Here is a 22,396-nt window from a genome sequence, read left to right as displayed (position 1 = left end):
TCAGGCGCCGCCGTACACCTTCGGGGCGAGGGTGCCGATGTAGGGCAGGTCGCGGTAGCGCTCCGCGTAGTCGAGGCCGTAGCCGACGACGAACTCGTTCGGGATGTCGAAGCCGACATGCGCGACTTCCACGGGCGTGCGCAGCGCATCCGGCTTGCGCAGCAAGGTGACCACTTCGAGCGAGGCCGGGTTGCGGGTCGACAGGTTGCGCTTGAGCCAGGACAGCGTGAGTCCGGAGTCGATGATGTCCTCGACAATCAGCACATTGCGGCCCGCGATGTCCTTGTCCAGGTCCTTCATGATTCGCACGACGCCGGAAGACGAGGTGGACGACCCGTAGGACGAGACAGCCATGAACTCCATCTGGGTCGGCATCGGCAGGGCCTTGGCCAGGTCGGTCATGAAGAAGATCGCGCCCTTGAGCACACCGACCAGCAGTAGGTCTCCCTCCGGCGCGTCGGCGGGATACCGCTTGGCGATGAGCGCGGCCAGCTCCTGGGTCTTCGCGGCGATCTGTTCCTCGGTGATCAGCACCGACGCGATGTCGTCCCCGTACACGTCAGCTGGATTCCCTTCCGTGGTGGTGCGCCCGATGGGCCGGCTCAGTATGTGTCATCGGTCCGATGACCGTCATCACACAGCCGCAATGTCAGCCTGCCATGTTCGCGCCCGGCGACCAACCTGCTACCCGACGTTCCTCCGCCGACCGCGACGCCGCCTTGGCCGCGCCAGGCGGTCACCAACTCGTCGACGGCTTGTAAATGCTTGTTGGTCAGCGCTTTCGCACCACCCGCCAACAACCATGCCCGAATTGCCCGTTTTCGTAGGGCTGCGGGTGCAGTGGCGAGGGTCTCGGTCGACAGCGCCTGCCCATCACTCGCGGAGTGCAGCAGTTCAGCAGCGAGCGCGTCCAGTACCACCGCGTCCTCGCGCAACTGTTCGGCCGTGCGGGCCAGCGCTGGGGCCACCCCGCCGCCGAGAATCTCCTCCAGCAGCGGCAACACCTCGGTGCGCAGGCGAACCCTGGTGAACTCCGGCGCAGCGTTGTGCGGGTCCTCGTGTGGCGCCAGACCGAGTTCGGCGCACAGTTGTCCGGTCACTGCCCTGCGCACGCCGAGCAACGGTCTGCCCCAAGGCTCGGTGAACGGAGCCATCCCGTGAATCGAGCGGCCGCCCGACCCACGGGCCAGCCCGAGCAGAACCGTTTCGGCCTGATCGTCGAGCGTGTGGCCGAGCAGGACCGGCAGCCCCTCCCGCGCGGCGTCCAACGCGGCATAGCGCGCACGGCGCGCGGCGGCCTCCACGCCCCCGTACCTGCCGACCTCGACCGCGAGCACCCGGGCCGACCGGCAGCCGAGTGCGAGCGCCCGCGCGGCGGCTTCGGCGGCAACCGCCGCGGAGCGGGGCTGCAATCGATGATCGACCACCAGTGCGTCGACCGCACCGGCCTCGACCACGGCGGCAGCCGTGAGAGCCAGTGAGTCCGCGCCGCCGGACAGCGCCACCGCGACCGCGGGCGGCTCGGCAACGCGCGACCCGAACTGGGCGAGCCAGTCTCGCACCGCCCTGCGCACAGTGAGCACCGCCGCGGTCTCCGGCAGCCGCCGGACGTCCTCGGTGCGCGCCGACCGCCGCGTGGAAGCCGATGAACCGGCGGCCGATCCGGAGCGCCCTGGCGCAGTGCCCATGGGCCGCAGCCTACCGACCGGCGGCGCATCGAGTACCCGCACCGAACGATTCCGTCGCCCGACACGCTCGCGCCGACACCGCACCCCTCGGCTACGCCGACTCGGTCACCCCAGGACCCGGCCGATCCAGCGCTTCGGGTCCTCGATTTCATCGATGCGGGGCAGGGTTTCCGCGTCCGTCCACACAGTGTTGAATCGGGCCATACCGACGCTGCCGACTACCTCGTCCACGAACGCCTTGCCGCGCACGTATTGCGCGACCTTCGCGTCCACGCCGAGCAGGGCGCGCAGGATTCGTTGCAGCGGGTTGGTCGGGCGTTTGCGGCGCTGGTCGAAGGCGGTGCGGATCTGCTCGACCGACGGCACGACCGCGGGGCCGACCGCGTCCATCACGTGATCGGCGTGCCCTTCCAGCAGGGTGCCGAGCATCAGCAGGCGGTCCAGTGCCTCGCGCTGTGGAGGTGCCTGTGTCGCGCGCAGCAGACCCACCACACCGCGCGCGGCCGGATCGTGGGCGGCGGTGCCGCGGCGACGGTCGCGCACCTCGTCGACCAGCCGGGAAAGCATCTCGGCCAGCGGCTCGTCACCGACCTCGCCGAGCACCTCGACATTGCCGCGCATGTACTCGACGAGCCAAGGCGCCGAGGAGAACTGCACCCGATGGGTCACCTCGTGTAGGCAGACCCAGAGTCGAAAATCGCTCGGCGACACGCCGAGCGCGCGCTCCACCGCCACGATGTTCGGCGCGACCAGCAGCAGCGTGCCATCCGGACCGGTGAACGGGTCGTACTGGCCGAGGATCGCGGTGGACAGGAAGGCGAGCATCGCGCCCGCCTGTACGCCCGCGGGCTTGCCCGCGAGCAGCTTGCGTTCGGCGGCGGCCGTTCCGGTGCCGGTGAGCTGGGCCATAGAGTCGGCGGCGGCCTCGATCCAGCCGGGCCGGTCGACGATCCTGGCGCCAGGCACCGGCCGGTCGTCCAGCAGCCCGCTCACCTCGCGAACTGGTCCTTCGGCACGTTCGGAGGCGACGGCCAATTCGGCGACGACCTGTTCGGCCGAGTAGCGCGAAGTTCGCGGACCCGAGGGCACCAGGGCCGATCCGGTCTTGGCTGCCAGGCGCCAGTCGACCATCCCGGACAGACCCGAGCGGCTCTTGCGCCGCTCGACCGCGGCCACGGGCCCGGATTCGGCTGTGTCGGAACCTTCTTGGGTCATGATCATCCACCCGTCATGAGCATCCACAGTTACGCAGTGTGCCTGCGATCGCGTCCAACGCGGGCCTACTCACCTCTGGCGGTCGATCGTTCGACATCAGAGCGAAGGTGAGCACCCGCCCATCGGCGTCCAGCACATACCCGACCAACGCGCTGGACACCGACAGAGTTCCGGTCTTGGCGCGCACCCAGCCTGCACCATTGCGATCCCGGGCGACATAGCGGCTGGTCAGCGACCCGGTGGCACCCGCGACCGGCAGATCGTCGAGCAGCGGGGCCAACGTGGCCGCCAGACGGTCGTTCTCGGGCCTTGCCTTGGTACCGGTCGGCTGTACCGCCGTGGCGCCGTTCTGCTTGGCCGCGGTCGCGATGATCCGGTCGAGCAACCGCGCGGGAATCCGATCGTCGACCGACAGCCCGCTGTTGTCGTGCATGCCCAGGCCGGTCAGATCGAAACCGGCCTCGCTCAGCGCTGCGTTCACCGCCGCTACCGCACCTCCGAAGGAAGCCTCGCGGCCGGTCGCCGTCGCGATCTCCCGTCCGATCGCCTCGGCGAGCACGTTGTCGGAGTGGACCATCGTGTCGCGCAGCCGGTCGCGCAACGGAGCCGATCGCACACTTGCGATCTCGACCGCACCCGCGGGCGCGGTCCCCACCCGGACCCGTGCCGGATCGAGCCCGAGCTCGATGGCCAGCCGCCGCGCGGCGTCCAGCGCGGGCGTCCCGGTGCGCGGCGAGTACTCCACGAGCGGTTGCAAGCGACCGCCGTCGATCATCACCGACTCCATCGGAGCGATGGACCCCCCGCCGATGTCGAGTGGGTCCCATCCCCGCGCCATGGTCGGGCCCGCGTAGGCAGAGGTGTCGACGAGGATCGTGTCCACCGAGCGGCCCGAGGACCTGATCTGCGCCACCAAATCGGACAGCCGGGGGCCGTTCGGGTAGTAGCCCTTGCCGTCCGGCTCCGCGGTGAGAGTCGGATCGCCGCTGCCGACCAGCACCAGCTCGTTCGGCGCCGAACCGGCAACCACCCGGGTGGTGACCCGGTGCTCGGCGGGCAAGGTGAGCAGCGCGGCCGCGGTGGTGAGGATCTTGGCAGTGGACGACGGAATCATCGGCTTGTTCGCCTCACCGCTCCACACCACGGTCGCGCTGTCGGCATCGGTCACCTCGCCCGCGAACGCGCCGAGGTCCGGATTGCCGATCACCGGCGTCAGCGCGGCCGCGATTCCAGCGGGGCTCGGCGCGGGCGCGTTCGAGAGAGCTGGGCTGACCCGCGGAAACGACTTGACCGGCGCGGGTGGCGCCGCGATGGTCAGCCCGCCGTGACGGAACTCCTCGGTCCATGGCTTCAGCGCGAGCAGCGCTCCTATGCCGCCGCCGAGCAGTACCGCCAGCAGGGTCGTGACCCCGATCCACATGTTCCGACGCCGCCGGGCGGCCAGCCCACCGACGTTATTGTTCCGACCAGACACGTCGCCGACGCTCTCCTGACTGAAGTCCGCGGCAGCCGCCTGCCGCACCCATATCCCCGCCGCTCACACTATCCTCGTTGCGCAACTGTTCCCCCGAACAACCTGGCGAGTCGGCACACTCCACAGCGGCCGGGTCGCCGGGTCGACAGCCGCCGAAGAGAAGCCGAGTCGTCGGACTCGGCCCAGACGCATTGAAGGAGATGGCGTGGAGTTCGACGTCACGATCGAGATCCCCAAGGGTTCCCGGAACAAGTACGAGGTCGATCACGAGACCGGACGGGTCCGGCTCGACCGGTTCCTGTACACGTCCATGGTCTACCCCGCCGACTACGGCTACATCGAGAACACCCTGGGTGAGGACGGTGACCCGCTGGACGCGCTGGTCCTGCTGCCCGACTCGGTGTTCCCCGGAGTAATCGTCGAGGCCCGTCCGGTCGCGATGTACAAGATGACCGACGAGGCCGGCGGTGACGACAAGGTCCTGTGCGTACCCGCGGGCGACCCCCGCTGGGACCATATCCAGGACCTGAAGGACGTGCCGGAGTTCGAGCTGGCCGCGATCAAGCACTTCTTCGAGCGCTACAAAGACCTTGAGCCGGGCAAGTTTGTCAAGGGCTCGGAGTGGGTCGGCCGTGCCGAGGCCGAGGCCGAGGTCGAGGCGTCGATCGCACGGCTGAAAGACAACGGCGGACACTGACCGTCCGACCGATGAGCGGGGAGCCCGGCACGTCCGGACTCCCCGCTTCGGAGATGGCTTTACTGGCCCTTGAATTCGGGCGCGCGCTTCTCGAACACAGCCTTGACCGCCTCGGCGAGGTCCTCGGAGGGCAGGAATGCGGCGTTCCAGGCCGAGACGTAGCGCAGGCCTGCGGCGACTTCGTCTTTGTGCCGCTGATCCAGCACGTCCTTGGCGCCCTGCACCACCAGTGGCGGGTTCGCGGCGATCTCGCGCGCCGTGGCGTGCGCCGCGTCCAGCACCGCTTCCTGATCCGGGAAAACGTCGTTGACCAAGCCGATCTTCTCCGCGCGCGCGGCATCGATGTCCTTGGCGGTGTAGGCGAGTTCGCGCAGGTGCCCCTCACCGATGATGCCGGGCAGTCGGTGCAGCGACCCGATGTCGGCGACGATCGCGACCTTGGCCTCCCGCAGGCTGAACTTAGCGTCCGCACTTGCGTAGCGGATGTCGGCGGCCGCGATGAGGTCCAGCCCGCCACCGATGCACCAGCCGGACACCGCGGCGATCACCGGCTTGCGGCAGTCCGCCACCGCGGTGACCGACGACTGCATCTTGCGCACCTCGTGCAGGAAGCCGGTGCGCGGCGCGGCCAGGACCCGGTCGGCCATCAGCGGTCCGAACGTGCCACTCATCGCGGAAAGGTCGAGCCCATAGGAGAAGTGCTTACCCGAACCGGTCAGCACAATGGCACGGACCTCGGGGTCGGTGTCCAGCGCCTGGAAGATTTCCGGCAACTCACGCCAGAAATCCGGGCCCATCGTGTTGCCCTTGCCGGGACCGGTGAGCGTCACCTGTGCGACGTGGTCCTTCGTTTCGACCGTGAAAGCCTGCCAATCTGTCATTCGTACAGCGTATCGAGGTGTCCGATGGCCCGTCTCCCGGCTTGCGGAACGTCCGTTGTGCGGACCAGCCTCGGAGCGTGTAAATCCTGTGCAAATTCGCAGCGACGCCCTGGGTCCCGGTTCGCTGGAAGACGGATCATGGTCGAGTCGGCGAAGCGCAGTCATCGGGTTCGGAGGCGCCCATGCTGATGCATCAGGGAATCGGCCTCGACCGGTTCAACGAAATGTCACGCCGGCGCGCGGTTCACGCGCTGTACGAGTGCTGCAGTAATGTCACGTGGGCGGCGAAGCTGACCGAAGCACGCCCCTATGCGGACCGGGACGCGCTGATGACCAAGGCGAATGTCGAACTGCCTGCGCTATCCCAGCAGGATATCGATCGCGCCTTGGAAGCGGTTGTGCATGAACAGGTCTCGGAGCGCAGCCTGTCCGAACTCGCGCGGATCACCCGCGAGCGGATCGCGGAAATGCTCGGTCCGATCGAGGGCTACCCGGAATACTGATCGGCATTCCAACTCACCCGGCGTACTGTCCGCCGTCGCTCTACCCTGGTGGCATGCGCAGGTCGTCATTGCCGCCGGTCGCGTGCCGGGTCGCGGACACCCTCATCGCCCGTGGACATCACGGCCTCATCGTCAGCCAGCCGGCGCCGACGCATACCGCCGCGGATGCCGCACAGGCGCTCGGCGTCGAGGTGGGTGCCATCACAAAATCGCTCGTGTTCCTGCTCGACGACGATCCGGTGCTACTGCTGGTCTCGGGCGCGCACCAGGTCGATTTGGCGAACACCGGCGCGCGACTGGAGGGAACGCTGACTCGCGCGCCCGCCGATCTTGTGCGTGAGGTCACCGGACAGCCGATCGGCGGTGTCGCGCCGGTCGGCCACCCGACCAACCTGCCCACCTGGGTGGACAGCGCACTGTCCCGGCACCGTGAGGTCTGGGCCGCCGGCGGACACCCGAACACCATTTTCCGCACGTCGTTCCCCGAGTTGGTGCGAATCACCGCGGGCCTTCCGATCGACGTTGATTGAATCGCGAGCGATGGCACCACACACCGGACCACCATGCGTCGGCCACCCGCCGAGAATCGGGCGTAGTTTCGTCATGTGACCGAAGCGCCACGGCCTGACACAGAGTTCCAGATCCCCGATGATCTAAGCGGCATCACGGCCGAGCAATACCGCGCCTCCCTGCGACACTATCCAGCGGGCGTCACCGTGGTCACACTGTCCGCGCAGAAGGGGCCGGTCGGCTTCACCGCGACCTCGTTCGCTTCGCTGTCGCTGGAACCCCCGCTGGTCTCCTTCAATATCGCGCACACCTCCTCCAGCTTGTCCGCGCTGCTGGAAGCCGAATCCGTGGTCATCCACTTCCTCGGCGAACACCAGCAGCACCTGGCCCACCGCTTCTCCAGGGCCGCCGAGGAACGCTTCACCGATCGCTCCCTGTGGACCACCCTCGACACCGGCGAACCGGTCCTGCACGGCACCCCGATCTGGCTGCGTACCGCCGTGCGGCAACTCATTCCGATCGGCGATCACACGTTCGTTGTGGGCCTGGTCACCCGGGTTCACGACAACACGGACGAGAAACCCGCCGCCGCCCCGCTCCTCTACTACAACGGGCGCTATTACCGCCCGTCATCGCTGGGCGACTGAACGGGCAGTGCGGCTCGCGACCCGCGGTCGCGGCGGCTCAGCCGCCGTCCAGCGCGGCGAAGTCGACGTCGAGCGGGAACGGGTCGGTCAGACGGAGCACATCTTGATGTGTTTCGGCCAGCCGGTAACTGCGACTGGCCCAATCCAGGCGGTACTCCTGAATAATCTTTACCTTCCGATCCGCGGCCTTCAGCCGAGGAGGCAGGGGGCAGCGCCGGTGGGGGCGGCTGAGGTGAAGGGGCGGGTTTCGGGGGTGGGGTTCCACAGACCGTTGGTGGCGGCGTAATCCCAGGCGGGGCCGGTGCGGACGAGGGTGGCGACCGCCTCGACGAGGCGTTCCACGTCGGCGGAGGTGGTGCCGAGGCCGATGCTGGCCCGGAGTGCGCCATCCAGACCGAGACGGGTGAGCAGCGGGTGAGCGCAGAAACGGCCGTCGCGGACACCGATGCCGTGTTCTGCGGAGAGATAGGCGGCGACGTGGCCGGGGACGAAACCATCCAGCGTGAAGGCGACGATGCCGACGGTGTCGGGGCTGTCGGTCCAGATGCTGAGCAAGCGAACACCGGGAATGGCGGCCAAGCCGTCGCGAAGTCGGTCGGCGAGCCGGTGTTCGTGGGCGGCAAGAGTCTCGGCGTCGATCGCACAGAGCGCGTCACAGGCGGCGGCCAGCGCGGCGGCGCCGAGCACATTCGGCGACCCGGCCTCGTGCCGCTGCGGAGCTGGGGCCCACTCGGCCGCGGTCGTGCTCACCTCACGCACCGCCCCGCCGCCCGCCAAATACGGCTGGGCCGCGTCCAGCCAGTCGCGGTGGCCCACAAGCACGCCCGCGCCGAACGGTGCGTACAGCTTGTGCCCGGAGAAAGCCAGGTAGTCGATGCCCGTCTCGCGCAAACTGATTCGCCGGTGCGGCGCCAGTTGCGCGGCGTCCACCAGAATCCGGGCACCGCACTGGTGTGCGATGGTGGCCAGCCGTTCCAGCGGAAGCACCTCACCGGTCACGTTCGACGCGCCGGTCACCGCGAGCAACGCGGCCGGTCTGCTGCACAGCTCGGCGACCAGCGTGCCGATGGTCTCCTCGACGGTGTCGGCGGCCGCTACGACGCGCCGGCCGTTCCTGGCCCACGGTAGGAAGTTGGCGTGGTGCTCGATATCGAGCACCACCGTCTCGCCGGGCACGCAAGAGGCCAGCAGGTTCAGCGAGTCGGTCGTGTTGCGGGTGAACACCACGACCTGGTCGTCGGCGGCGTCGAGGAACCGGGTGACCGAGCCGCGCGCGGCCTCGTAGCACTCGGTGGAGATCCGGGAGGCGTAACCCGCGCCGCGGTGCACGCTCGCATAGAACGGCAGCAGCTGCTGTACCCGGTCGATGACCTGCGCCAATGCGGGCGCGCTCGCCGCGTAGTCGAAGTTGGCGTAGGTGGTCGTCCCACCCTGCACGAGCGGCACTCGGAGGTCGTCGCCGGAGACCCGGGCGAGAGCGGCGCAGGTGTTGTCGACAGCAGTGGTCATCACGTAAATCCCGTCGGTTCAGGGACCCGCGATCGAAATGATTCGTCGAGTCCGCGCTTGCCGCGCCCGGTCGGGCGTCGGCCCGGTCGTCACCCGGAGCACCCCACCGCGGAGGAGGGTTGCCGACCAACAAGCCGGGGCTTCACGCTGGCACTCATGACCTGACCCGAGACTGGCAGACACGAGCTGGAACTGTCAACCTGGTTCCCCCGGAACGTGCGAAACCGACGCCGCTCGCGGGGCAACCACGACCACAAGTGGACGGGGATCTGGTCGGCGTCGGGGTGAGATCGTTGACCGACCGTCAGCGATTATCTGGCGAACCCCACACACCGTGACCAGACGCTGACTTGCAATAGCGGGCACAGCATCCTTGCAATAGCGGGCAAAGCATCGCCCGCTCCCGCGGACCGGTTCGGTGAACAACGAATCAACTACAACCCGGGTACCGTGGACGATTGGCCAGCGTGGCGTTTGCCCTTTGGTAACCCAACTATGACACAACTATCGGAAGTGCGAGGCCAGTTCGATGGGAGGTGCGCAGAGCACCATGCTCCAGCCCCAGGTTGACGCGACAGCAAGCCCACTGCTGCGAGCCGGCCATGCCCCCCAGGTCCGCACGCTCGTCGACATCCTGACGGCCACCGCACTCACCCACCCGGACGCCCCCGCCATCGATGACGGCCAGGTGGTGCTCTCCTACCTGGAGCTGGTGGTCGAGATCGAGAAGACCATGGCCCGGCTCGCCACGGCGGGCGTGCGACCCGGCGGCCGGGTCGGCGTGCGTCTGCCGTCGGGCACACGCGGGCTCTACATCACCATCCTCGCCGTCTTGTACACCGGCGCCGCCTACGTGCCGGTCGACGCCGACGACCCCGACGAGCGCGCCCAGCTGGTCTTCGGCGAAGCCCAGGTCACCGCAATCGTGACCGCCGAAGGGATCGAGACCACCTCCGCAGGCATCCGAGCGGCCGAGCGGGACACGCGCGACGACAGCTGGTCCACGCTGCCTACCCCCGACGACGATGCCTGGATCATCTTCACCTCCGGCTCCACCGGAACGCCGAAAGGTGTTGCCGTCACCCACCGCAATGCCGCAGCCTTCGTCGACGCCGAAGCCGACCTGTTCCTGCGCGACGCCCCGATCGGTCCCGGTGATCGGGTCCTCGCCGGCCTCTCGGTCGCCTTCGACGCGTCCTGTGAGGAGATGTGGCTGGCCTGGCACAACGGCGCCTGCCTTGTCCCCGCCCCGCGCGATCTGGTGCGCACCGGCGCCGATCTCGGTCCCTGGCTGGTGCGGCGCGAGATCAGCATCGTCTCGACTGTGCCGACCCTGGCGGCGACCTGGCCGGTCGAGGCGTTGGAGGCGGTACGCCTGCTGATCTTCGGTGGCGAGGCCGTGCCGCCGGAACTTGCCGAACGCCTTGCCGGAAATGGTGATTCGAATCGCGAAGTGTGGAATACCTACGGCCCCACCGAGGCGACAGTCGTCGCCTGTGCCGCGCTGCTGAACGGCCAATGGCCGATCCGGATCGGGCTTCCGCTCAACGGCTGGGACCTCGTCGTGGTGGACCAGGCGGGAAACCCCGTGGCTGAGGGCGAATCCGGCGAACTGGTCATCGGCGGGGTCGGCCTCGCGCGCTATCTCGATCCGGCCAAAGACGCCGAGAAGTACGCCCCTCTGCCCTCGGTCGGTTGGGACCGCGCCTACCGCAGCGGCGACCTGGTCCGCAACGACAGCACCGGGTTGGTCTTCCTCGGCCGCGCAGACGATCAGATCAAGCTCGGCGGCCGCCGCATCGAGCTCGGCGAGATCGACAACGCGCTCCAGCGTCTTCCCGGTGTCACAGGTGCCGCCGCCGCGATCCGAACCACCGAGGCAGGCAACAAGATCCTGGTCGGCTATCTGACCGGTCCGACGCAGGACTTCGACACCAAAGCCGCGAGGGCCGTTCTCACCGAACAACTTCCATCCCCGCTGGTCCCCAGACTCGCGGTGGTCGACGAGCTGCCCACCCGCACGTCCGGCAAGGTCGACCGTGACGCGCTGCCCTGGCCGTTGCCCAACTCCGCAGACGACGATGACGACAACGACCTGACCGGCACCGCGCAATGGGTTGCCGAACTGTGGAGTGCGACCCTCGGCGCGCAGATCGGCGACCTCGATGCCGACTTCTTCGACCTGGGTGGCGGCTCACTCGCGGCGGCGCAGCTGGTCACCGCCCTGCGCGAGCGGTATCCGCGGATCGCCGTCGCCGACCTCTACGACCATCCCCGCCTCGGCGCGCTAGTGGAACTGCTCGAACAGACCGCTCCCGCGGTCGCCGTCGCGGACCGGGTGGTGCGCCCGACACCGCTGCCTGCCCAAGCGGCGCAGGTACTCGCCACCATCCCGCTGACCACCCTGACCGGCCTGCAGTGGCTCACCTGGCTCGCGATAGTCGGCAATATCGCGGGCTGGTCGGGCTCGCTGCCGTGGTTGCCGCATCTGTCTTGGTGGTGGACGCTGGCCGCGTTTCTGCTGTTCATCTCCCCGCCCGGCCGCATGATGATCTGTGTGGCCGGCGCCAGACTGCTGCTGCGCGGCGTCCGGCCAGGCCGCTATCCGCGGGGCGGCTCGGTGCACCTGCGCCTGTGGGCGGCGGTCCGGCTGTCGGAGGCCAGCGGCGCCGAGAACCTCTCCGGCGCCCCGTGGATGGTGCCGTTCGCCCGTGCGCTCGGCGCGAGGATCGGCAAGGGCGTCGACCTGCACACGCTTCCTCCGGTCACCGGCATGCTCGAACTCGGCGACGGGTGCAGCGTGGAACCGGAGGTCGACCTGTCCGGGTATTGGATCGACGGCGACGCGGTACATCTCGGCCCGATCACCATCGGTCCCGGCGCGGTCGTCGGTTCTCGTTCGATCCTGTTGCCCGGCAGCAGGATCGGAAAGAACGCCGAGATCGCGCCCGGCTCCGCGGTGTCGGGCAAGGTGAAGGCCGAGCAGGAGTGGGCGGGCTCGCCTGCCGTGAAAATCGGTAAGGCCCAGCACCGCTGGCCACAACACACGCCGGGCCGGGCCCGGCATTGGGTCGGCATCTTCGGCGTCACGTCGGTCGTGCTGGCCGCTGTGCCGATCCTCGGCCTCAGCGCCGGCGGCGCGTTCATCGCCTGGTTCATCCGCGACACCCGCACGCTGGGGGGCGGTGTGGGCCGCGCCTTCGCGATCCTGCCGGTCGCGACCCTGCTCAGCCTCGGCGTGTACGCGGCGGCGACAATCATCGCCGTCCGCCTGCTCAGTATCGGCCTGACCGAGGGCTACCACCCGGTGCGCAGCCGGGTCGGCTGGCAGGCCTGGGCCACCGAGCGACTGTTGGATTCCGCGCGCACCTTCCTGTTTCCGCTGTACGCGAGCCTGCTCACGCCGCTGTGGCTGCGCCTGCTCGGTGCGAAGATCGGCAAGAGCGTCGAGGTGTCAACGGTGCTGCTGCTGCCGAAGTTCACCACCGTCGCCGACGGTGCGTTCCTCGCCGACGACACCATGATCGCCGGCTACGAACTCGGTGGCGGTTGGCTGCGCATCGGCGAGGCCAAGGTTGGCAAGCGCGCGTTCCTCGGCAACTCCGGTATGACGGCGCCTGGCCGTCGTGTCCCGAAGAACGGCCTGGTCGCGGTGCTGTCGGCAGCGCCGTCCAAGGCCAAGGCCGGCTCGTCCTGGTTGGGCAGCCCACCGGTCCGGCTGCGGCGCGCGGCGGAGAGCACCGACACCGCGCGCACCTTCGACCCGCCTGCGCGATTACGCGTCGCTCGCGGCATCGTCGAAACCTGCCGCTTGATCCCGGTCCTGGTGACCTTCGCCATCGGCCTCGGCGTGCTGTTCACCCTCGCGTGGCTCGCACAGACCTTCGGCCATCTGGCCGCCGGGCTGCTCAGCGGCCTCGTGCTGCTGGGCGCGGGCGCGGGCGCAGGGATTAGCGCGGTGGTCGCCAAATGGTTGCTGGTTGGGCGGATCCGCGCCGAGGCGCATCCCCTGTGGAGTTCGTTCGTGTGGCGCAACGAGGTCTCGGACGCCTTCGTGGAAACCGTTGCCGCGCCGTGGTTCGCGCGCGCCGCGACCGGGACACCGGTGCTGAACCTCTGGCTTCGCGGCCTCGGCGCGACAATCGGCCGCGGGGTATGGTGCGAGTCCTACTGGCTACCGGAGGCGGACCTGGTGACTCTCGGCGACGGCGCGACCGTGGAACGAGGCTGCGTGGTGCAGACCCACCTGTTCCACGATCGAATCATGGCCATGGACACCGTCGCCCTCGGCGCGGGTGCCACCCTCGGTCCGCACTGCGTCGCGCTGCCCGCGTCCGCCCTCGGCGACGGCGCGACCATCGGTCCGGCCTCCCTGGTCATGCGCGGCGACACGGTGCCGGCCTCGACGCGCTGGTGGGGCAACCCGATCGCGCCCTGGTTCACGGGCGACCCCGGAGCACGCTGATGCCGGGCAAGTTCTACGAGGCCCCCGTCGACGAGTACCTACCGCAGAACGGCAATCGGGGCTATCGGGTATCGCGGTACGAACTCGAGCTGGCCTACAAGGTGTCCAGCAACCGGCTGACCGGCCGGGCCGCGATCATCGCGGTAACCACCGCCGTGCGCCCACGGTTCGCGCTCGACCTTTCCCAGGCACTTACCGTCTCGAAGGTGCTCGTCAACGGGACCAAGGCCGTCAAATTCACCCACCAGCACAGCAAATTGGTGATCACGCCGCCGGACCGGATTCCGGCGGGCGGCATGCTGTCGCTGGTGGTGCAGTACGGCGGCACCCCGAAACCGGTGCGCGGACCGTGGGGGGAGGTCGGCTGGGAGGAGCTAGCCGAGGGCGCGCTCGTGGCGAGTCAGCCCAACGGCGCCGCCTCCTGGTTTCCCTGTGACGACCACCCGAGTTCCAAAGCGACCTACCGGATTTCGATCACTACGGACTCGCCGTACTTCGCGCTGGCCAACGGCACACTGCTGCGCAAGCAGGCCAAGGCCAGCCAGACGACCTGGGTGTACGAGCAATCCGAGCCGATGTCGAGCTACCTTGCGACCATCCAGATCGGCCCCTATCGCAAGCATCGCGTCGGCTCCTCGCACGGCCTGGTGCCGATGCAGGCCGTAGTCCCGCCTCGGCTGCGCGCCAACTTCGAGCACGACTTCGCCCGTCAGCCGCGGATGCTGGAAGTCTTCAACGACAAGTTCGGCCCCTATCCGTTCGAGGGGTACACGGTGGTGGTCACCGACGACGAGCTGGAAATCCCGATCGAGGCGCAGGGCATCTCCATCTTCGGCGCCAACCACTGCGACGGCCGCCGCGGCGCCGAGCGGCTGGTCGCGCATGAGCTTGCGCACCAGTGGTTCGGCAACAGCCTCACCATCCGGCAGTGGCGCGACATCTGGCTGCACGAAGGCTTCGCCTGTTATGCGGAGTGGATCTGGTCGGAGGAAGCAGGCGGGCCGACCGCAGACCAGATGGCCCGCGCCGCTCGACACAACCTGTCACGTGAGCCGCAGGACATCGTGGTCGGCGACCCAAGGCCGCAGCGGATGTTCGACGACCGGGTGTACAAGCGTGGCGCACTGACCCTGCACGCGCTGCGCCTGGAACTCGGCGGCGCGACGTTCTTCGAACTGCTGCGGGAATGGACGATCCGCTACCGCCACTCCTCGGTGACCACGGAGGAGTTCACCGACCTGGCCGGGCACTACAGCCTGGTGCCGCTGCGCCCGCTCTGGGACAACTGGCTGTTCGCCGAACCACTGCCTCAGCTTCCGCCGTACGGCGGTATGTCGACGGCCTGATCAGAACACCAGGTAGCGCCCGGCAAGCTCTTCGACAAGCGGGTCGTCGTCGGCGACGTTCGCCAGCGCGTCGAGATCGGTTTCGACGGAGATCTGCCGCGGGTCGTCGTGCTCCATGTCCGGGGGGCCGTCCTCTTCGAGCTGGCGGAGCAACTTCGCTCGCACCCGGTCCTTCAGTGAATCACTCATAATTGCAGCTTGCCCGGTCCGCGCCAGGGGAATCGCCCTGGCCTCGACGAGTGCGGCAGCGGTCGTCGGAGTCTTCGCGCTCGAACCGGCGGAACGCCTGCCGGCCATCGGGGATCACGGCGACCGCGACCCGAGCAGCAACGCCAGCGAAAAGAGCTGGAAAAGTAGCCAATTCACGCCCACACCTAGACCGGTGTGAACAAGGTCCCCCACGGTGTATTGCGCAGCACGGTGTAGACCGCCAGCAGCGCGAAGAACGTCCACATCGTGACGCGGCTGATCGAGGGCAACCGCATCCGCTGACCGCGCCAGGCCCGGACAGTCCAGTCCCCCACCCACAGCACGAACGCGAGGATCAGCGGAATCGCCAGCAGGTTGCTGTGCAGCGCATCCAGCACCTGCCCATCGGTGAGATTATGCACGGCGCGCATGCCGCCACAGCCCGGGCAGTACCAACCGGTCAGCGCATAGACCGGGCAGGTGCCGTACGAGCCTTCGACGTGCGGATCCCGCAGGTGCAGCAGTACACCGGCACCCACGCCGACGCTCGCCACCAGCAGCGGAACCGCCACCCCGCGCCAACCGGACCTCGGCTGCGTTGTCGAGTCCGTCACGAGCTCGGGAGCAGTGTGCGCGATATCCACAGGATCAACCGTAACCGCGGTCCGGTCCGTGCCGCCACAGCGCAGGAGTGGTTCGCTACCTCGGCGCTCCACGCGGGTGTCCGAAAGACGTTCGCGCGCGCCGGTTTCGCTTCAGCCGCCCAGCGCCGCTATCTCGGCTGCGTGAACCGCAGCACGTTGCCGGACGGGTCGGTCCCTGCGAATCCCGGGGCCCATCCGGACTGTCCGCCAGGCAGGCCAAATCGGCATAGTGGTAGCTCTTGTCCGCTGGCTCGGGCGAACTGCCTCGCTGCCGATGTTTTCTTTCCGGTGAAAGCTTTGGCCGGACGGAATTCGGGGTACTCCACGGTACAAGCCAGGAATTCCGCCATGGCGTGCTTGCAGTAGCAAGCACCTTGCTTGCGTTGTACTGTGGCGGTGGACACAAAGGAGTGCTCGATGCTGGTGAAGTCGATGAGGACGCTGGCGGACGCGCGCAATGGCGCGCTGACCGCCGCTTACCGGGCGGGACTGCGATCTCGCACCTATCGGACCGCGGCACTGAATCCCCCTACCGCTGCGTGTGCGGTCATCCCGGTCACCACGAAGGACGGCGCCCGCCTGCGAGTGCACGCCTATGGTCCCGCGGACGGCGACGTCATCGTCCTGATTCACGGCTGGAGCTGCAGCATCGAGTACTGGAATCCCCAGATCAACGCCTTCGCCGACCGGTATCGCGTGATCTGCTACGACCAGCGCGGCCACGGCGAGAGCGAACTCGGCCCAGTCCTGCCCTGCAAAGAGACGCTGGCCGACGACCTGTCGTCCGTCCTGGACGCCACGCTCCGCCCCGGGCAGCGAGCGGTGCTCGCGGGCCACAGCATGGGCGGAATCGCCCTGCAGGCGTGGGCCGATCGCTATCCCGAGCAGGTGCGCCAGCGGGCCGCCGCGGTCGTTCTGTTGAACACCTCCCCAGGTAACATCCGCTACGACACCGACCTGCTCCCGCTGCTGAACAAGCCGCTGACCCTGGCAAACCGGCCGGTCACGGTACTCGGCGCCAGCGTACGCATGCCGAGCATCGTCGCCGAGACCCTCCTCACCGCCCCGGTGCCGTTGCCCGGCGGCTGGCCCGTTGCCGCACTGCTCAAGGCGCGCGTGATGTCCAGGAACGCGACCGTGGACGAGGTGGTCTTCGCGCTCGGCATCGTGCGGTCCTGTCGCCCGCTCACCCGCGGCAGGCATGCCGCCGCGCTCGCCGACATGGATCTCACCGGCGCCGCCGCGCACCTCACCGTCCCCACCACGGTGATCGCGGGCGCGCACGACCGTCTGCTGCCCGAGCGGATGTCGCGCCGCATCGCCGACATCCTCACCGACACCGGCCATCTGGCCGCGTACCACGTGTGGCCCACCGGCCACCTGGGCAACATCGAGGCCGCCGACCGCTTCAACAAGGAATTGGCGAGCATCGCCCAACGCGCCCACGTACGCTCCGCCGCCGCGGGCTGACCTCGAGAACGTTGCCCTTGGCCGATCAACGGACCTGTCGGTCACCGGAACCGCTCGCATCGTCGAAGGCGGCGCCCCCGAACTCCCGACCGAAATGGCCAAGACGCCGGCCAGCGCGAACGCTGAATTCCCACCCGCCTACCCCCCGCCCGGCCTGCTCACCCGCATCCGAATCGTAAAGATCGGTGGCATCGGACCATGGGCGCCCTGAGCCCCGGTTCGGACATACGTACTACGTAGCGTGTCGCACCACAGTGGGCAGTAAAGCGGAGATTCTGCCAGTCGATCCCGCGACTTTCCCCCGCTCGTCCCGCAGCGGAATATCACGCACTCTCGGATACCGACGTCTCGTCACCCCGATCTTCCAGAGGCGGGCCCTGCTGCGGGCCGATGACGGGTTCGAACTCGGCCGAATATACCTCGAAGCGCGGACGCCATGCCTCCGGTGCAGGCGCGAGACCGGCGAGCTGGTCCAAGCAGGTATCCCAGCCGGCGGCATTGCGGGCTGCAACATCCGGCGCCAGCTCGTTGATCAGCACAAGTCGGGTTCCACCATTCTGCGGTGACAACTCGAACCGCAACCGCTCGTCTCCCCAGGTGTATGCCAAATACTTCGGCTCATCGACCGCGAGCACTTCGCCGGTGAGCGCAATCTCGGCGTCCTCAGGCGAGAAACGGAAGGTGATCGATGCGCCGACGCGCCATGCCCCATCTTCCACGATCACGTCGCAGGGAAACCACGCCCGGAGCTCGGCGCGATCGGTAATCGCCTGCCACACCACCAACGGCGGGTCGGGAAGGTCACGTTCGAGTCGCACGGCTGGTCGCGCGCCATCGGCGAGAAGTATTGCGTCGGTCATTGCTTCCTCCGTCGGTCGAGATGTTCTTCCAGTCGATCGAGATGCGTGGCCCACAGTCGGCGATACGGCTCCAGCCAGTCATCGAGCTCGACCAGTGGCTCGGGCCGGATCCGATAGAACCGGCGCTGGGCGTCGGACCGAACCTCCACCAGCCCGGCCTCCTTCAGCACCCGCAGATGCTTGGACACCGCGGGCTGACTCATCCGCAGCCGCTCCACCAGCGCCCCCACCGGCCGCTCCCCATCCCGCAGCACATCCAGAATTGCCCGCCGGTTCGGCTCGGCCAGGACATGGAAAGCGGTCAACGTGGTCACGCTCCTATCATTCCATCGCAGTTATATAACTGTCAAGGAATATATGGGCCTCCGAACTCTCCGGGGCCTGTCCCGCTTACGTCGACGGCGGGGGGATGGAGGCGACCTCGGCGTGATTGTCGGGCCCAGCCGCCCTAGCACTCATGCGCAGGCCATCGGCGTCTGACCGATGGACGCCTCTGTCGCGGGTCGATGCGATACTGAGCCGCGATCCCGATGATCAAAGGCGTCCTCGTACCGTAGATGACGGCCGATCGCGCCATGCTCGCCCGGTACCAGCAGTAGAGGAACGGATGCGCAAACCGGAGATTACGAACGACGTGGATCTGGCAGCCAAGCTACGAGCCAGGGACGACGCGGCGTTCGAGTTTATCCTCGATTTGTGGTCGGGCGGCATGCTTCGACTGGCACAGGAATACGTCTCGACCCATGCGTCTGCGTCCGAGGTCGTACAGGAGACCTGGCTGGCGGTAATTTGTGGTATCGACGGCTTCGAAGGGCGCAGCACGCTGAAGACGTAGGTGTACCGGAATCTGGTCAATATCGCAAAGCGGCGGGGCGCCAAGGAGATTCGCAGTGTGCCGGTGAGTTCCCTGTTGCCTGCGGACGATCTCGGACCGACGGTCGACCCGAGTTTGTTCCAAGGTCCCGGCGGCGCATACCCGGGGCATTGGCAGATCCTTCCCGCCGCGTGGCCCTCACCTGAAGACGCCGTGCTCGATGGTGAAGTCAGATCTGTGATCACCGCCGCGTTGGCATCGTTACCCGCCCGGCAACGTGTGGTGATCACCATGCGGAACGTACTGGGTCACACTCCTGACGAGGTGTGCTCGGTACTCGAGATTTCTGCTGCGAACCAACGCGTGCTCCTGCATCGTGCTCGTGCTGTCGTCCGAAGCAAGCTCGCGGAGTGTTTCATCGCCAGCGGTGCGCCCGCGCCCCGGACACGACGGAAAGGAGCGACCGTGCGAGAACTGCACTGTAACGAGTTCGTCGAATTGGTTACCGACTTCTTGGAAGGCGTTATGGACGCCGCGTCGGAAGCGCGATTCCTCGAGCATCTCCGGTTCTGCGAGGGGCGCGGGCGCCACCTCGATCAACTGCGGACTACCATCGGTCGCGCTCGACCGTCGACCGGAATCCGCACTCTCGCCGCAGATCAGGGGCTCTAAGGGCATACATGACGGCGCCAACGGTGCCGAGTCGTCGAAGGAAACGAATGAACAGCACCCGCGCAACCGACCCGAGCGACACGACACCTCCGGTGAAACTGGCCGAGGCCGGCGACTTGGTCGCCGCCGCCCAGTTGCTGGTGGACTTCAACCGGGAATATGACGACCCGGCGCCCGAGCCGACCTGGCTGGCAGGGCACCTGTCCGCCCTGATCGCCGGTGGGGATACGAGTGTGCTGCTCGTCGGTGAACCCGCCGTCGGGGTTGCGGTACTCAGATTCCGGACGAGTACTTGGTCGACGGCCGCAGAAGCGTATCTTGCCGAGTTCTACGTGGTTCCCCAGCTCCGTGGGCGCGGAATCGGCTCGGCGTTCCTCTCGGTGATCCTGGACCACGCCCGACAACGCGGTGCGACCTATATCGATCTGACCACCACCGATGCCGATCATGCCGCGCGCCGCGTCTACGAAAAACACGGCTTCGATTGCCACGAGGGCCGTGGGCAAGGTCCGCTGTCGCTGTACTACGAACTCGACCTGGACTGAGCTCTGAGATCGCTCGATCAGCCCCTGCCCTCCGTGCAACTGACGAAAATGGGCTGGACCGTGTGGGTGCGCAACGTCGGTGACATAACCTGGTTGCCACCGACGGCCAGGTGTTCCGGGTATTCGAGATCGTCGGCGCATTCGCGCTCATCACCCGAGAAATCGACCTCCGCGACCGCGACCGTCGGGGTGCTGACCGTGAGCTCGACCCCGCTCGCCGAACAAGCTCGAGCGCTCGGACGGTTCCGGCCAGGCGCTGCGAACTCGCCGCCCCTCCCGGAAACCGGCCGAACTGCACCTCGAATGGGTCAGGCACCCTTGGAAATATGCCTTACCTGCATGGTGAGATTTGATGGAGCCGCCTGGGGGAATCGAACCCCCGACCTTTTCATTACGAGTGAAGCGCTCTACCGACTGAGCTAAGGCGGCGTGCCTCTCGGCCACGCGAGTCTATCGTCTCCGGCCCGGATCGCGAAAACGGGTGGTCACGGTCATTGGGCCGCGATCAGGGCCGCGGCCATGGCGGCAAGGGCGAAGCGGGGTTTCACGTTCAAGTCGAGGGCTTCGCGGCAAGCGAGGACAGCCTCGATGGAACTGAGCAGGCCCTCGGGACGCACCCGCGCGGCGAGGTCGCGGATCTGGTCGGACAGGTCCGGGTGGGTGAGGGCGACGCCGGAACCGTTGCCAGCGGCGCCGAACCGGATGGCCAGTGCATCGCGGTAGACGCCCGCTACGTCGATCAGGGCGCGGTCGAGGGCATCGCGTCCGGTGCGGGTGGCACGGGATTTCTGTCGCCGTTCCAGGTCTTTGAGTACACCCGCGGACCCGCGGGTGGCACCGGCCGCGCCCTTACCGGTGCCTCCCGCGCCCAGCGCGGTGGCGAGTTCTTCGCGTTCGCGTTCGTCGCGGGCGCCGCTCATCTGCTTGGCCTCGTCGTCGGCCGCGCGCACCAACTCGTCGGCGGCGGCGTAAGCCGCGCCGGGCTGGCCCACCGCGGCAACCAGGGCTAACGCGCGCTGACGTCGGGCGCGCGCTTCCTCGTCGGTGGCGAGTCGGCGGGCGCGACCAACGTGTCCGCCGCTGATCGAGGCGGCCCAGGTCGCGGTCTTCTCGTCCAGCTTGTCGCGCTCCTGAAGCACCCGCGCGATAGCGGGTACCGACGGCGTCACCAAGTGCACGTGTCTGCAGCGAGAACGCAGCGTCACGGAAATGTCCTCGGGATCGACCGACGGCGCGCAGAGCAGGAACACCGTCCGGTCCGGCGGCTCCTCGACCACTTTCAACAGCACGTTGCCCGCGGCCTCGGTCAACCGGTCGCCGTCCTCGATGACGACCACTTGCCAACGCCCCGTGCTCGGCCTGCGCGAGGCGATCTGCACGATCGCGCGCATCTCCTTGGTGCTGATGCTCAGTCCCTCGGGCACCACTCGACGAACGTCGCCGTGCGTGCCCGCCATGGTTGTCGTGCAAGCATGACACCTGCCACACCCAGGGATCTCCGGGTCGGTGCACTGCAATGCGGCCGCGAAGCACAGCGCCGCAACGGATCTGCCCGATCCTGGCGGTCCGGTGAACAGCCACGAATGAGTCATCGCTCCCGCGACCACGCCCCCGCGAGCCGCGATCGCAGCGGCCGTCAGCTCGGACTCGACCGTATCCTGGCCGACCAACCGATCGAAGACACCCGCCACGTCGTACACCATAGCCGCCCACACCGACACATCTGTCCGGACATCGGTCGCCGTACGCGCTGGCTAAGAGGCGCGCTGATGCGTGCTGTTCGCGCCGTCGAGCGCCTCACGGATGATATCGGCGTGCCCGGAATGATGCGCGATCTCCCGCAGGATGTGCAGCACTGTGTAGCGCACCGACTGCCAGATTCGGTCCGGCGTCCACGGCGTGGTCGGTGTGGGGATCGAGGTGTCCAGGCTGTCCACCCAACGGATCAGCTCCGCCGTCGCCGCGGCGACCTCGTCCCAGGTAGCCAGCAGCCCGGCGACGGTCTCGTCGGCCGCCATGACGTACTCGCCCGCGAACTTCGCGAGGTCCATTTCCGCATGCTCATCGCGCTCCACGATCACCGTGGTCCAGTGCTGTTCACAGCTGATCAGGTGATGCAGCAGACCGCCAAGGGTCAACTCGCTCACCGTGGTCGACCGCCGCGCCTGCTCGTCGTCGATGCCGCGCAGGGTGATCCGGAAGAGCTCGCGCTGATCGGCGAGCATCGCCACGAGATCCTCGCGTTCCTGTTCTGTACTCATGGCGCT

22 protein-coding genes, 1 tRNA gene and 1 riboswitch are annotated in these 22,396 nt (G+C 67.8%); of the genes, 10 read left to right on the top strand and 13 right to left on the bottom strand.

Features of this window, described 5'->3' with window-relative positions; all coding sequences use genetic code 11:
* The 4 genes from hpt to OH799_RS26465 form a co-directional block, all read right to left on the bottom strand.
* Positions 1–558, bottom strand: coding sequence for a hypoxanthine phosphoribosyltransferase (hpt, locus tag OH799_RS26480; protein WP_406269319.1), 558 nt, complete (start codon positions 556–558; stop codon positions 1–3).
* A gap of 44 nt (positions 559–602) precedes the next feature.
* Complete coding sequence (gene tilS, locus OH799_RS26475; RefSeq protein WP_406269316.1) at positions 603–1,688, bottom strand: tRNA lysidine(34) synthetase TilS; 1,086 nt, start codon at positions 1,686–1,688, stop codon at positions 603–605.
* A 105-nt stretch (positions 1,689–1,793) separates the two neighbouring features.
* The gene (locus OH799_RS26470) at positions 1,794–2,819 is read right to left on the bottom strand and encodes a zinc-dependent metalloprotease (RefSeq protein WP_406282607.1); all 1,026 of its coding nucleotides are present in this window, start codon (positions 2,817–2,819) and stop codon (positions 1,794–1,796) included.
* Between the two features lie 97 nt (positions 2,820–2,916).
* On the bottom strand, positions 2,917–4,323 hold the full coding sequence (locus tag OH799_RS26465; RefSeq protein WP_406282604.1) for a D-alanyl-D-alanine carboxypeptidase/D-alanyl-D-alanine-endopeptidase: 1,407 nt from the start codon (positions 4,321–4,323) through the stop codon (positions 2,917–2,919).
* 259 nt (positions 4,324–4,582) lie between these two features.
* On the opposite strand from OH799_RS26465, the gene OH799_RS26460 reads away from it, so the two are divergent.
* Complete coding sequence (locus tag OH799_RS26460) at positions 4,583–5,074, top strand: inorganic diphosphatase (RefSeq protein ID WP_406269313.1); 492 nt, start codon at positions 4,583–4,585, stop codon at positions 5,072–5,074.
* A gap of 59 nt (positions 5,075–5,133) precedes the next feature.
* Here the strand turns inward: OH799_RS26460 and OH799_RS26455 are convergent, their stop codons facing one another.
* Positions 5,134–5,955 carry a crotonase/enoyl-CoA hydratase family protein gene (locus OH799_RS26455; protein ID WP_406269310.1) on the bottom strand — a complete coding sequence of 274 codons (822 nt, stop codon included), beginning with the start codon at positions 5,953–5,955 and terminating at the stop codon, positions 5,134–5,136.
* Between the two features lie 182 nt (positions 5,956–6,137).
* On the opposite strand from OH799_RS26455, the gene OH799_RS26450 reads away from it, so the two are divergent.
* From OH799_RS26450 to OH799_RS26440, 3 genes are all read left to right on the top strand, one after another.
* The gene (locus OH799_RS26450) at positions 6,138–6,458 is read left to right on the top strand and encodes a 2-oxo-4-hydroxy-4-carboxy-5-ureidoimidazoline decarboxylase (RefSeq protein ID WP_406269307.1); all 321 of its coding nucleotides are present in this window, start codon (positions 6,138–6,140) and stop codon (positions 6,456–6,458) included.
* 53 nt (positions 6,459–6,511) lie between these two features.
* A complete protein-coding gene (locus OH799_RS26445) occupies positions 6,512–6,988 on the top strand; it encodes a YbaK/EbsC family protein (protein ID WP_357262554.1) in 477 nt (158 codons plus the stop codon).
* A gap of 75 nt (positions 6,989–7,063) precedes the next feature.
* Entirely contained in the window at positions 7,064–7,615 is a 552-nt protein-coding gene (locus tag OH799_RS26440) for a flavin reductase family protein (RefSeq protein ID WP_406269303.1), read from the top strand.
* 189 nt (positions 7,616–7,804) lie between these two features.
* On the opposite strand, the gene OH799_RS26435 is transcribed toward OH799_RS26440, so the two are convergent.
* On the bottom strand, positions 7,805–9,124 hold the full coding sequence (locus tag OH799_RS26435; protein WP_406269300.1) for an aminotransferase class V-fold PLP-dependent enzyme: 1,320 nt from the start codon (positions 9,122–9,124) through the stop codon (positions 7,805–7,807).
* Positions 9,125–9,172: 48 nt separating this feature from the next.
* Positions 9,173–9,286: riboswitch (SAM riboswitch) on the bottom strand.
* Between the two features lie 388 nt (positions 9,287–9,674).
* On the opposite strand from OH799_RS26435, the gene OH799_RS26430 reads away from it, so the two are divergent.
* Both OH799_RS26430 and OH799_RS26425 read left to right on the top strand, forming a co-directional pair.
* Positions 9,675–13,589, top strand: coding sequence for a Pls/PosA family non-ribosomal peptide synthetase (locus tag OH799_RS26430; protein ID WP_406269297.1), 3,915 nt, complete (start codon positions 9,675–9,677; stop codon positions 13,587–13,589).
* The gene (locus OH799_RS26425) at positions 13,589–14,935 is read left to right on the top strand and encodes a M1 family metallopeptidase (protein ID WP_406269294.1); all 1,347 of its coding nucleotides are present in this window, start codon (positions 13,589–13,591) and stop codon (positions 14,933–14,935) included. Before OH799_RS26430 ends, OH799_RS26425 begins: the two co-directional genes overlap by 1 nt.
* Here the strand turns inward: OH799_RS26425 and OH799_RS26420 are convergent, their stop codons facing one another.
* Together OH799_RS26420 and OH799_RS26415 are read right to left on the bottom strand one after the other, a co-directional pair.
* Positions 14,936–15,124 carry a hypothetical protein gene (locus OH799_RS26420; RefSeq protein WP_327111822.1) on the bottom strand — a complete coding sequence of 63 codons (189 nt, stop codon included), beginning with the start codon at positions 15,122–15,124 and terminating at the stop codon, positions 14,936–14,938.
* A 185-nt stretch (positions 15,125–15,309) separates the two neighbouring features.
* Entirely contained in the window at positions 15,310–15,768 is a 459-nt protein-coding gene (locus OH799_RS26415) for a DUF2752 domain-containing protein (RefSeq protein ID WP_406269290.1), read from the bottom strand.
* A 417-nt stretch (positions 15,769–16,185) separates the two neighbouring features.
* On the opposite strand from OH799_RS26415, the gene OH799_RS26410 reads away from it, so the two are divergent.
* Positions 16,186–17,238 carry an alpha/beta fold hydrolase gene (locus OH799_RS26410; protein WP_406269287.1) on the top strand — a complete coding sequence of 351 codons (1,053 nt, stop codon included), beginning with the start codon at positions 16,186–16,188 and terminating at the stop codon, positions 17,236–17,238.
* A 323-nt stretch (positions 17,239–17,561) separates the two neighbouring features.
* Here OH799_RS26410 and OH799_RS26405 read toward each other — a convergent pair whose 3' ends face one another.
* Both OH799_RS26405 and OH799_RS26400 read right to left on the bottom strand, forming a co-directional pair.
* Positions 17,562–18,098 carry an SRPBCC domain-containing protein gene (locus tag OH799_RS26405; protein ID WP_406269283.1) on the bottom strand — a complete coding sequence of 179 codons (537 nt, stop codon included), beginning with the start codon at positions 18,096–18,098 and terminating at the stop codon, positions 17,562–17,564.
* Complete coding sequence (locus OH799_RS26400; protein ID WP_357263411.1) at positions 18,095–18,403, bottom strand: metalloregulator ArsR/SmtB family transcription factor; 309 nt, start codon at positions 18,401–18,403, stop codon at positions 18,095–18,097. The genes OH799_RS26405 and OH799_RS26400 overlap by 4 nt, the downstream gene beginning before the upstream one ends.
* A gap of 302 nt (positions 18,404–18,705) precedes the next feature.
* On the opposite strand from OH799_RS26400, the gene OH799_RS26395 reads away from it, so the two are divergent.
* From OH799_RS26395 to OH799_RS26385, 3 genes are read left to right on the top strand one after another with little or no spacing between them, the layout of a single operon-like run.
* The gene (locus OH799_RS26395; RefSeq protein ID WP_406269280.1) at positions 18,706–18,933 is read left to right on the top strand and encodes an RNA polymerase sigma factor; all 228 of its coding nucleotides are present in this window, start codon (positions 18,706–18,708) and stop codon (positions 18,931–18,933) included.
* A gap of 57 nt (positions 18,934–18,990) precedes the next feature.
* Positions 18,991–19,584: a sigma factor-like helix-turn-helix DNA-binding protein gene (locus tag OH799_RS26390; RefSeq protein WP_406269277.1), complete on the top strand. Its 594-nt coding sequence runs from the start codon at positions 18,991–18,993 to the stop codon at positions 19,582–19,584.
* 47 nt (positions 19,585–19,631) lie between these two features.
* Entirely contained in the window at positions 19,632–20,129 is a 498-nt protein-coding gene (locus OH799_RS26385) for a GNAT family N-acetyltransferase (RefSeq protein WP_406269274.1), read from the top strand.
* Positions 20,130–20,482: 353 nt separating this feature from the next.
* On the opposite strand, the gene OH799_RS26380 is transcribed toward OH799_RS26385, so the two are convergent.
* From OH799_RS26380 to OH799_RS26370, 3 genes are all read right to left on the bottom strand, one after another.
* A tRNA-Thr gene (locus OH799_RS26380) sits at positions 20,483–20,558 on the bottom strand.
* Positions 20,559–20,620: 62 nt separating this feature from the next.
* A complete protein-coding gene (locus tag OH799_RS26375) occupies positions 20,621–21,820 on the bottom strand; it encodes a DNA polymerase III subunit delta' (protein WP_406282601.1) in 1,200 nt (399 codons plus the stop codon).
* 63 nt (positions 21,821–21,883) lie between these two features.
* Positions 21,884–22,390, bottom strand: a complete 507-nt coding sequence (locus OH799_RS26370; protein ID WP_406269271.1) for a DUF664 domain-containing protein — start codon at positions 22,388–22,390, stop codon at positions 21,884–21,886.
* Positions 22,391–22,396: the final 6 nt, after the last annotated feature.

This window comes from Nocardia sp. NBC_00881 (assembly GCF_045207455.1).
Lineage (GTDB): Bacteria > Actinomycetota > Actinomycetes > Mycobacteriales > Mycobacteriaceae > Nocardia.
Note: the sequence above shows the minus strand (reverse complement) of the source record. Positions and strands in the feature narration are given on the sequence as shown.

Coding starts and splice junctions, on each gene's coding strand:
- tilS (WP_406269316.1), bottom strand. CDS start 1,688: ATGGGCACTGCGCCAGGGCGCTCCGGATCGGCCGCCGGTTCATCGGCT.
- OH799_RS26470 (WP_406282607.1), bottom strand. CDS start 2,819: ATGGTCGACTGGCGCCTGGCAGCCAAGACCGGATCGGCCCTGGTGCCC.
- OH799_RS26465 (WP_406282604.1), bottom strand. CDS start 4,323: ATGTGGATCGGGGTCACGACCCTGCTGGCGGTACTGCTCGGCGGCGGC.
- OH799_RS26455 (WP_406269310.1), bottom strand. CDS start 5,955: ATGACAGATTGGCAGGCTTTCACGGTCGAAACGAAGGACCACGTCGCA.
- OH799_RS26450 (WP_406269307.1), top strand. CDS start 6,138: ATGCTGATGCATCAGGGAATCGGCCTCGACCGGTTCAACGAAATGTCA.
- OH799_RS26445 (WP_357262554.1), top strand. CDS start 6,512: ATGCGCAGGTCGTCATTGCCGCCGGTCGCGTGCCGGGTCGCGGACACC.
- OH799_RS26435 (WP_406269300.1), bottom strand. CDS start 9,124: ATGACCACTGCTGTCGACAACACCTGCGCCGCTCTCGCCCGGGTCTCC.
- OH799_RS26430 (WP_406269297.1), top strand. CDS start 9,675: ATGCTCCAGCCCCAGGTTGACGCGACAGCAAGCCCACTGCTGCGAGCC.
- OH799_RS26425 (WP_406269294.1), top strand. CDS start 13,589: ATGCCGGGCAAGTTCTACGAGGCCCCCGTCGACGAGTACCTACCGCAG.
- OH799_RS26420 (WP_327111822.1), bottom strand. CDS start 15,124: ATGAGTGATTCACTGAAGGACCGGGTGCGAGCGAAGTTGCTCCGCCAG.
- OH799_RS26410 (WP_406269287.1), top strand. CDS start 16,186: ATGCTGGTGAAGTCGATGAGGACGCTGGCGGACGCGCGCAATGGCGCG.
- OH799_RS26405 (WP_406269283.1), bottom strand. CDS start 18,098: ATGACCGACGCAATACTTCTCGCCGATGGCGCGCGACCAGCCGTGCGA.
- OH799_RS26395 (WP_406269280.1), top strand. CDS start 18,706: ATGCGCAAACCGGAGATTACGAACGACGTGGATCTGGCAGCCAAGCTA.
- OH799_RS26385 (WP_406269274.1), top strand. CDS start 19,632: ATGAACAGCACCCGCGCAACCGACCCGAGCGACACGACACCTCCGGTG.
- OH799_RS26370 (WP_406269271.1), bottom strand. CDS start 22,390: ATGAGTACAGAACAGGAACGCGAGGATCTCGTGGCGATGCTCGCCGAT.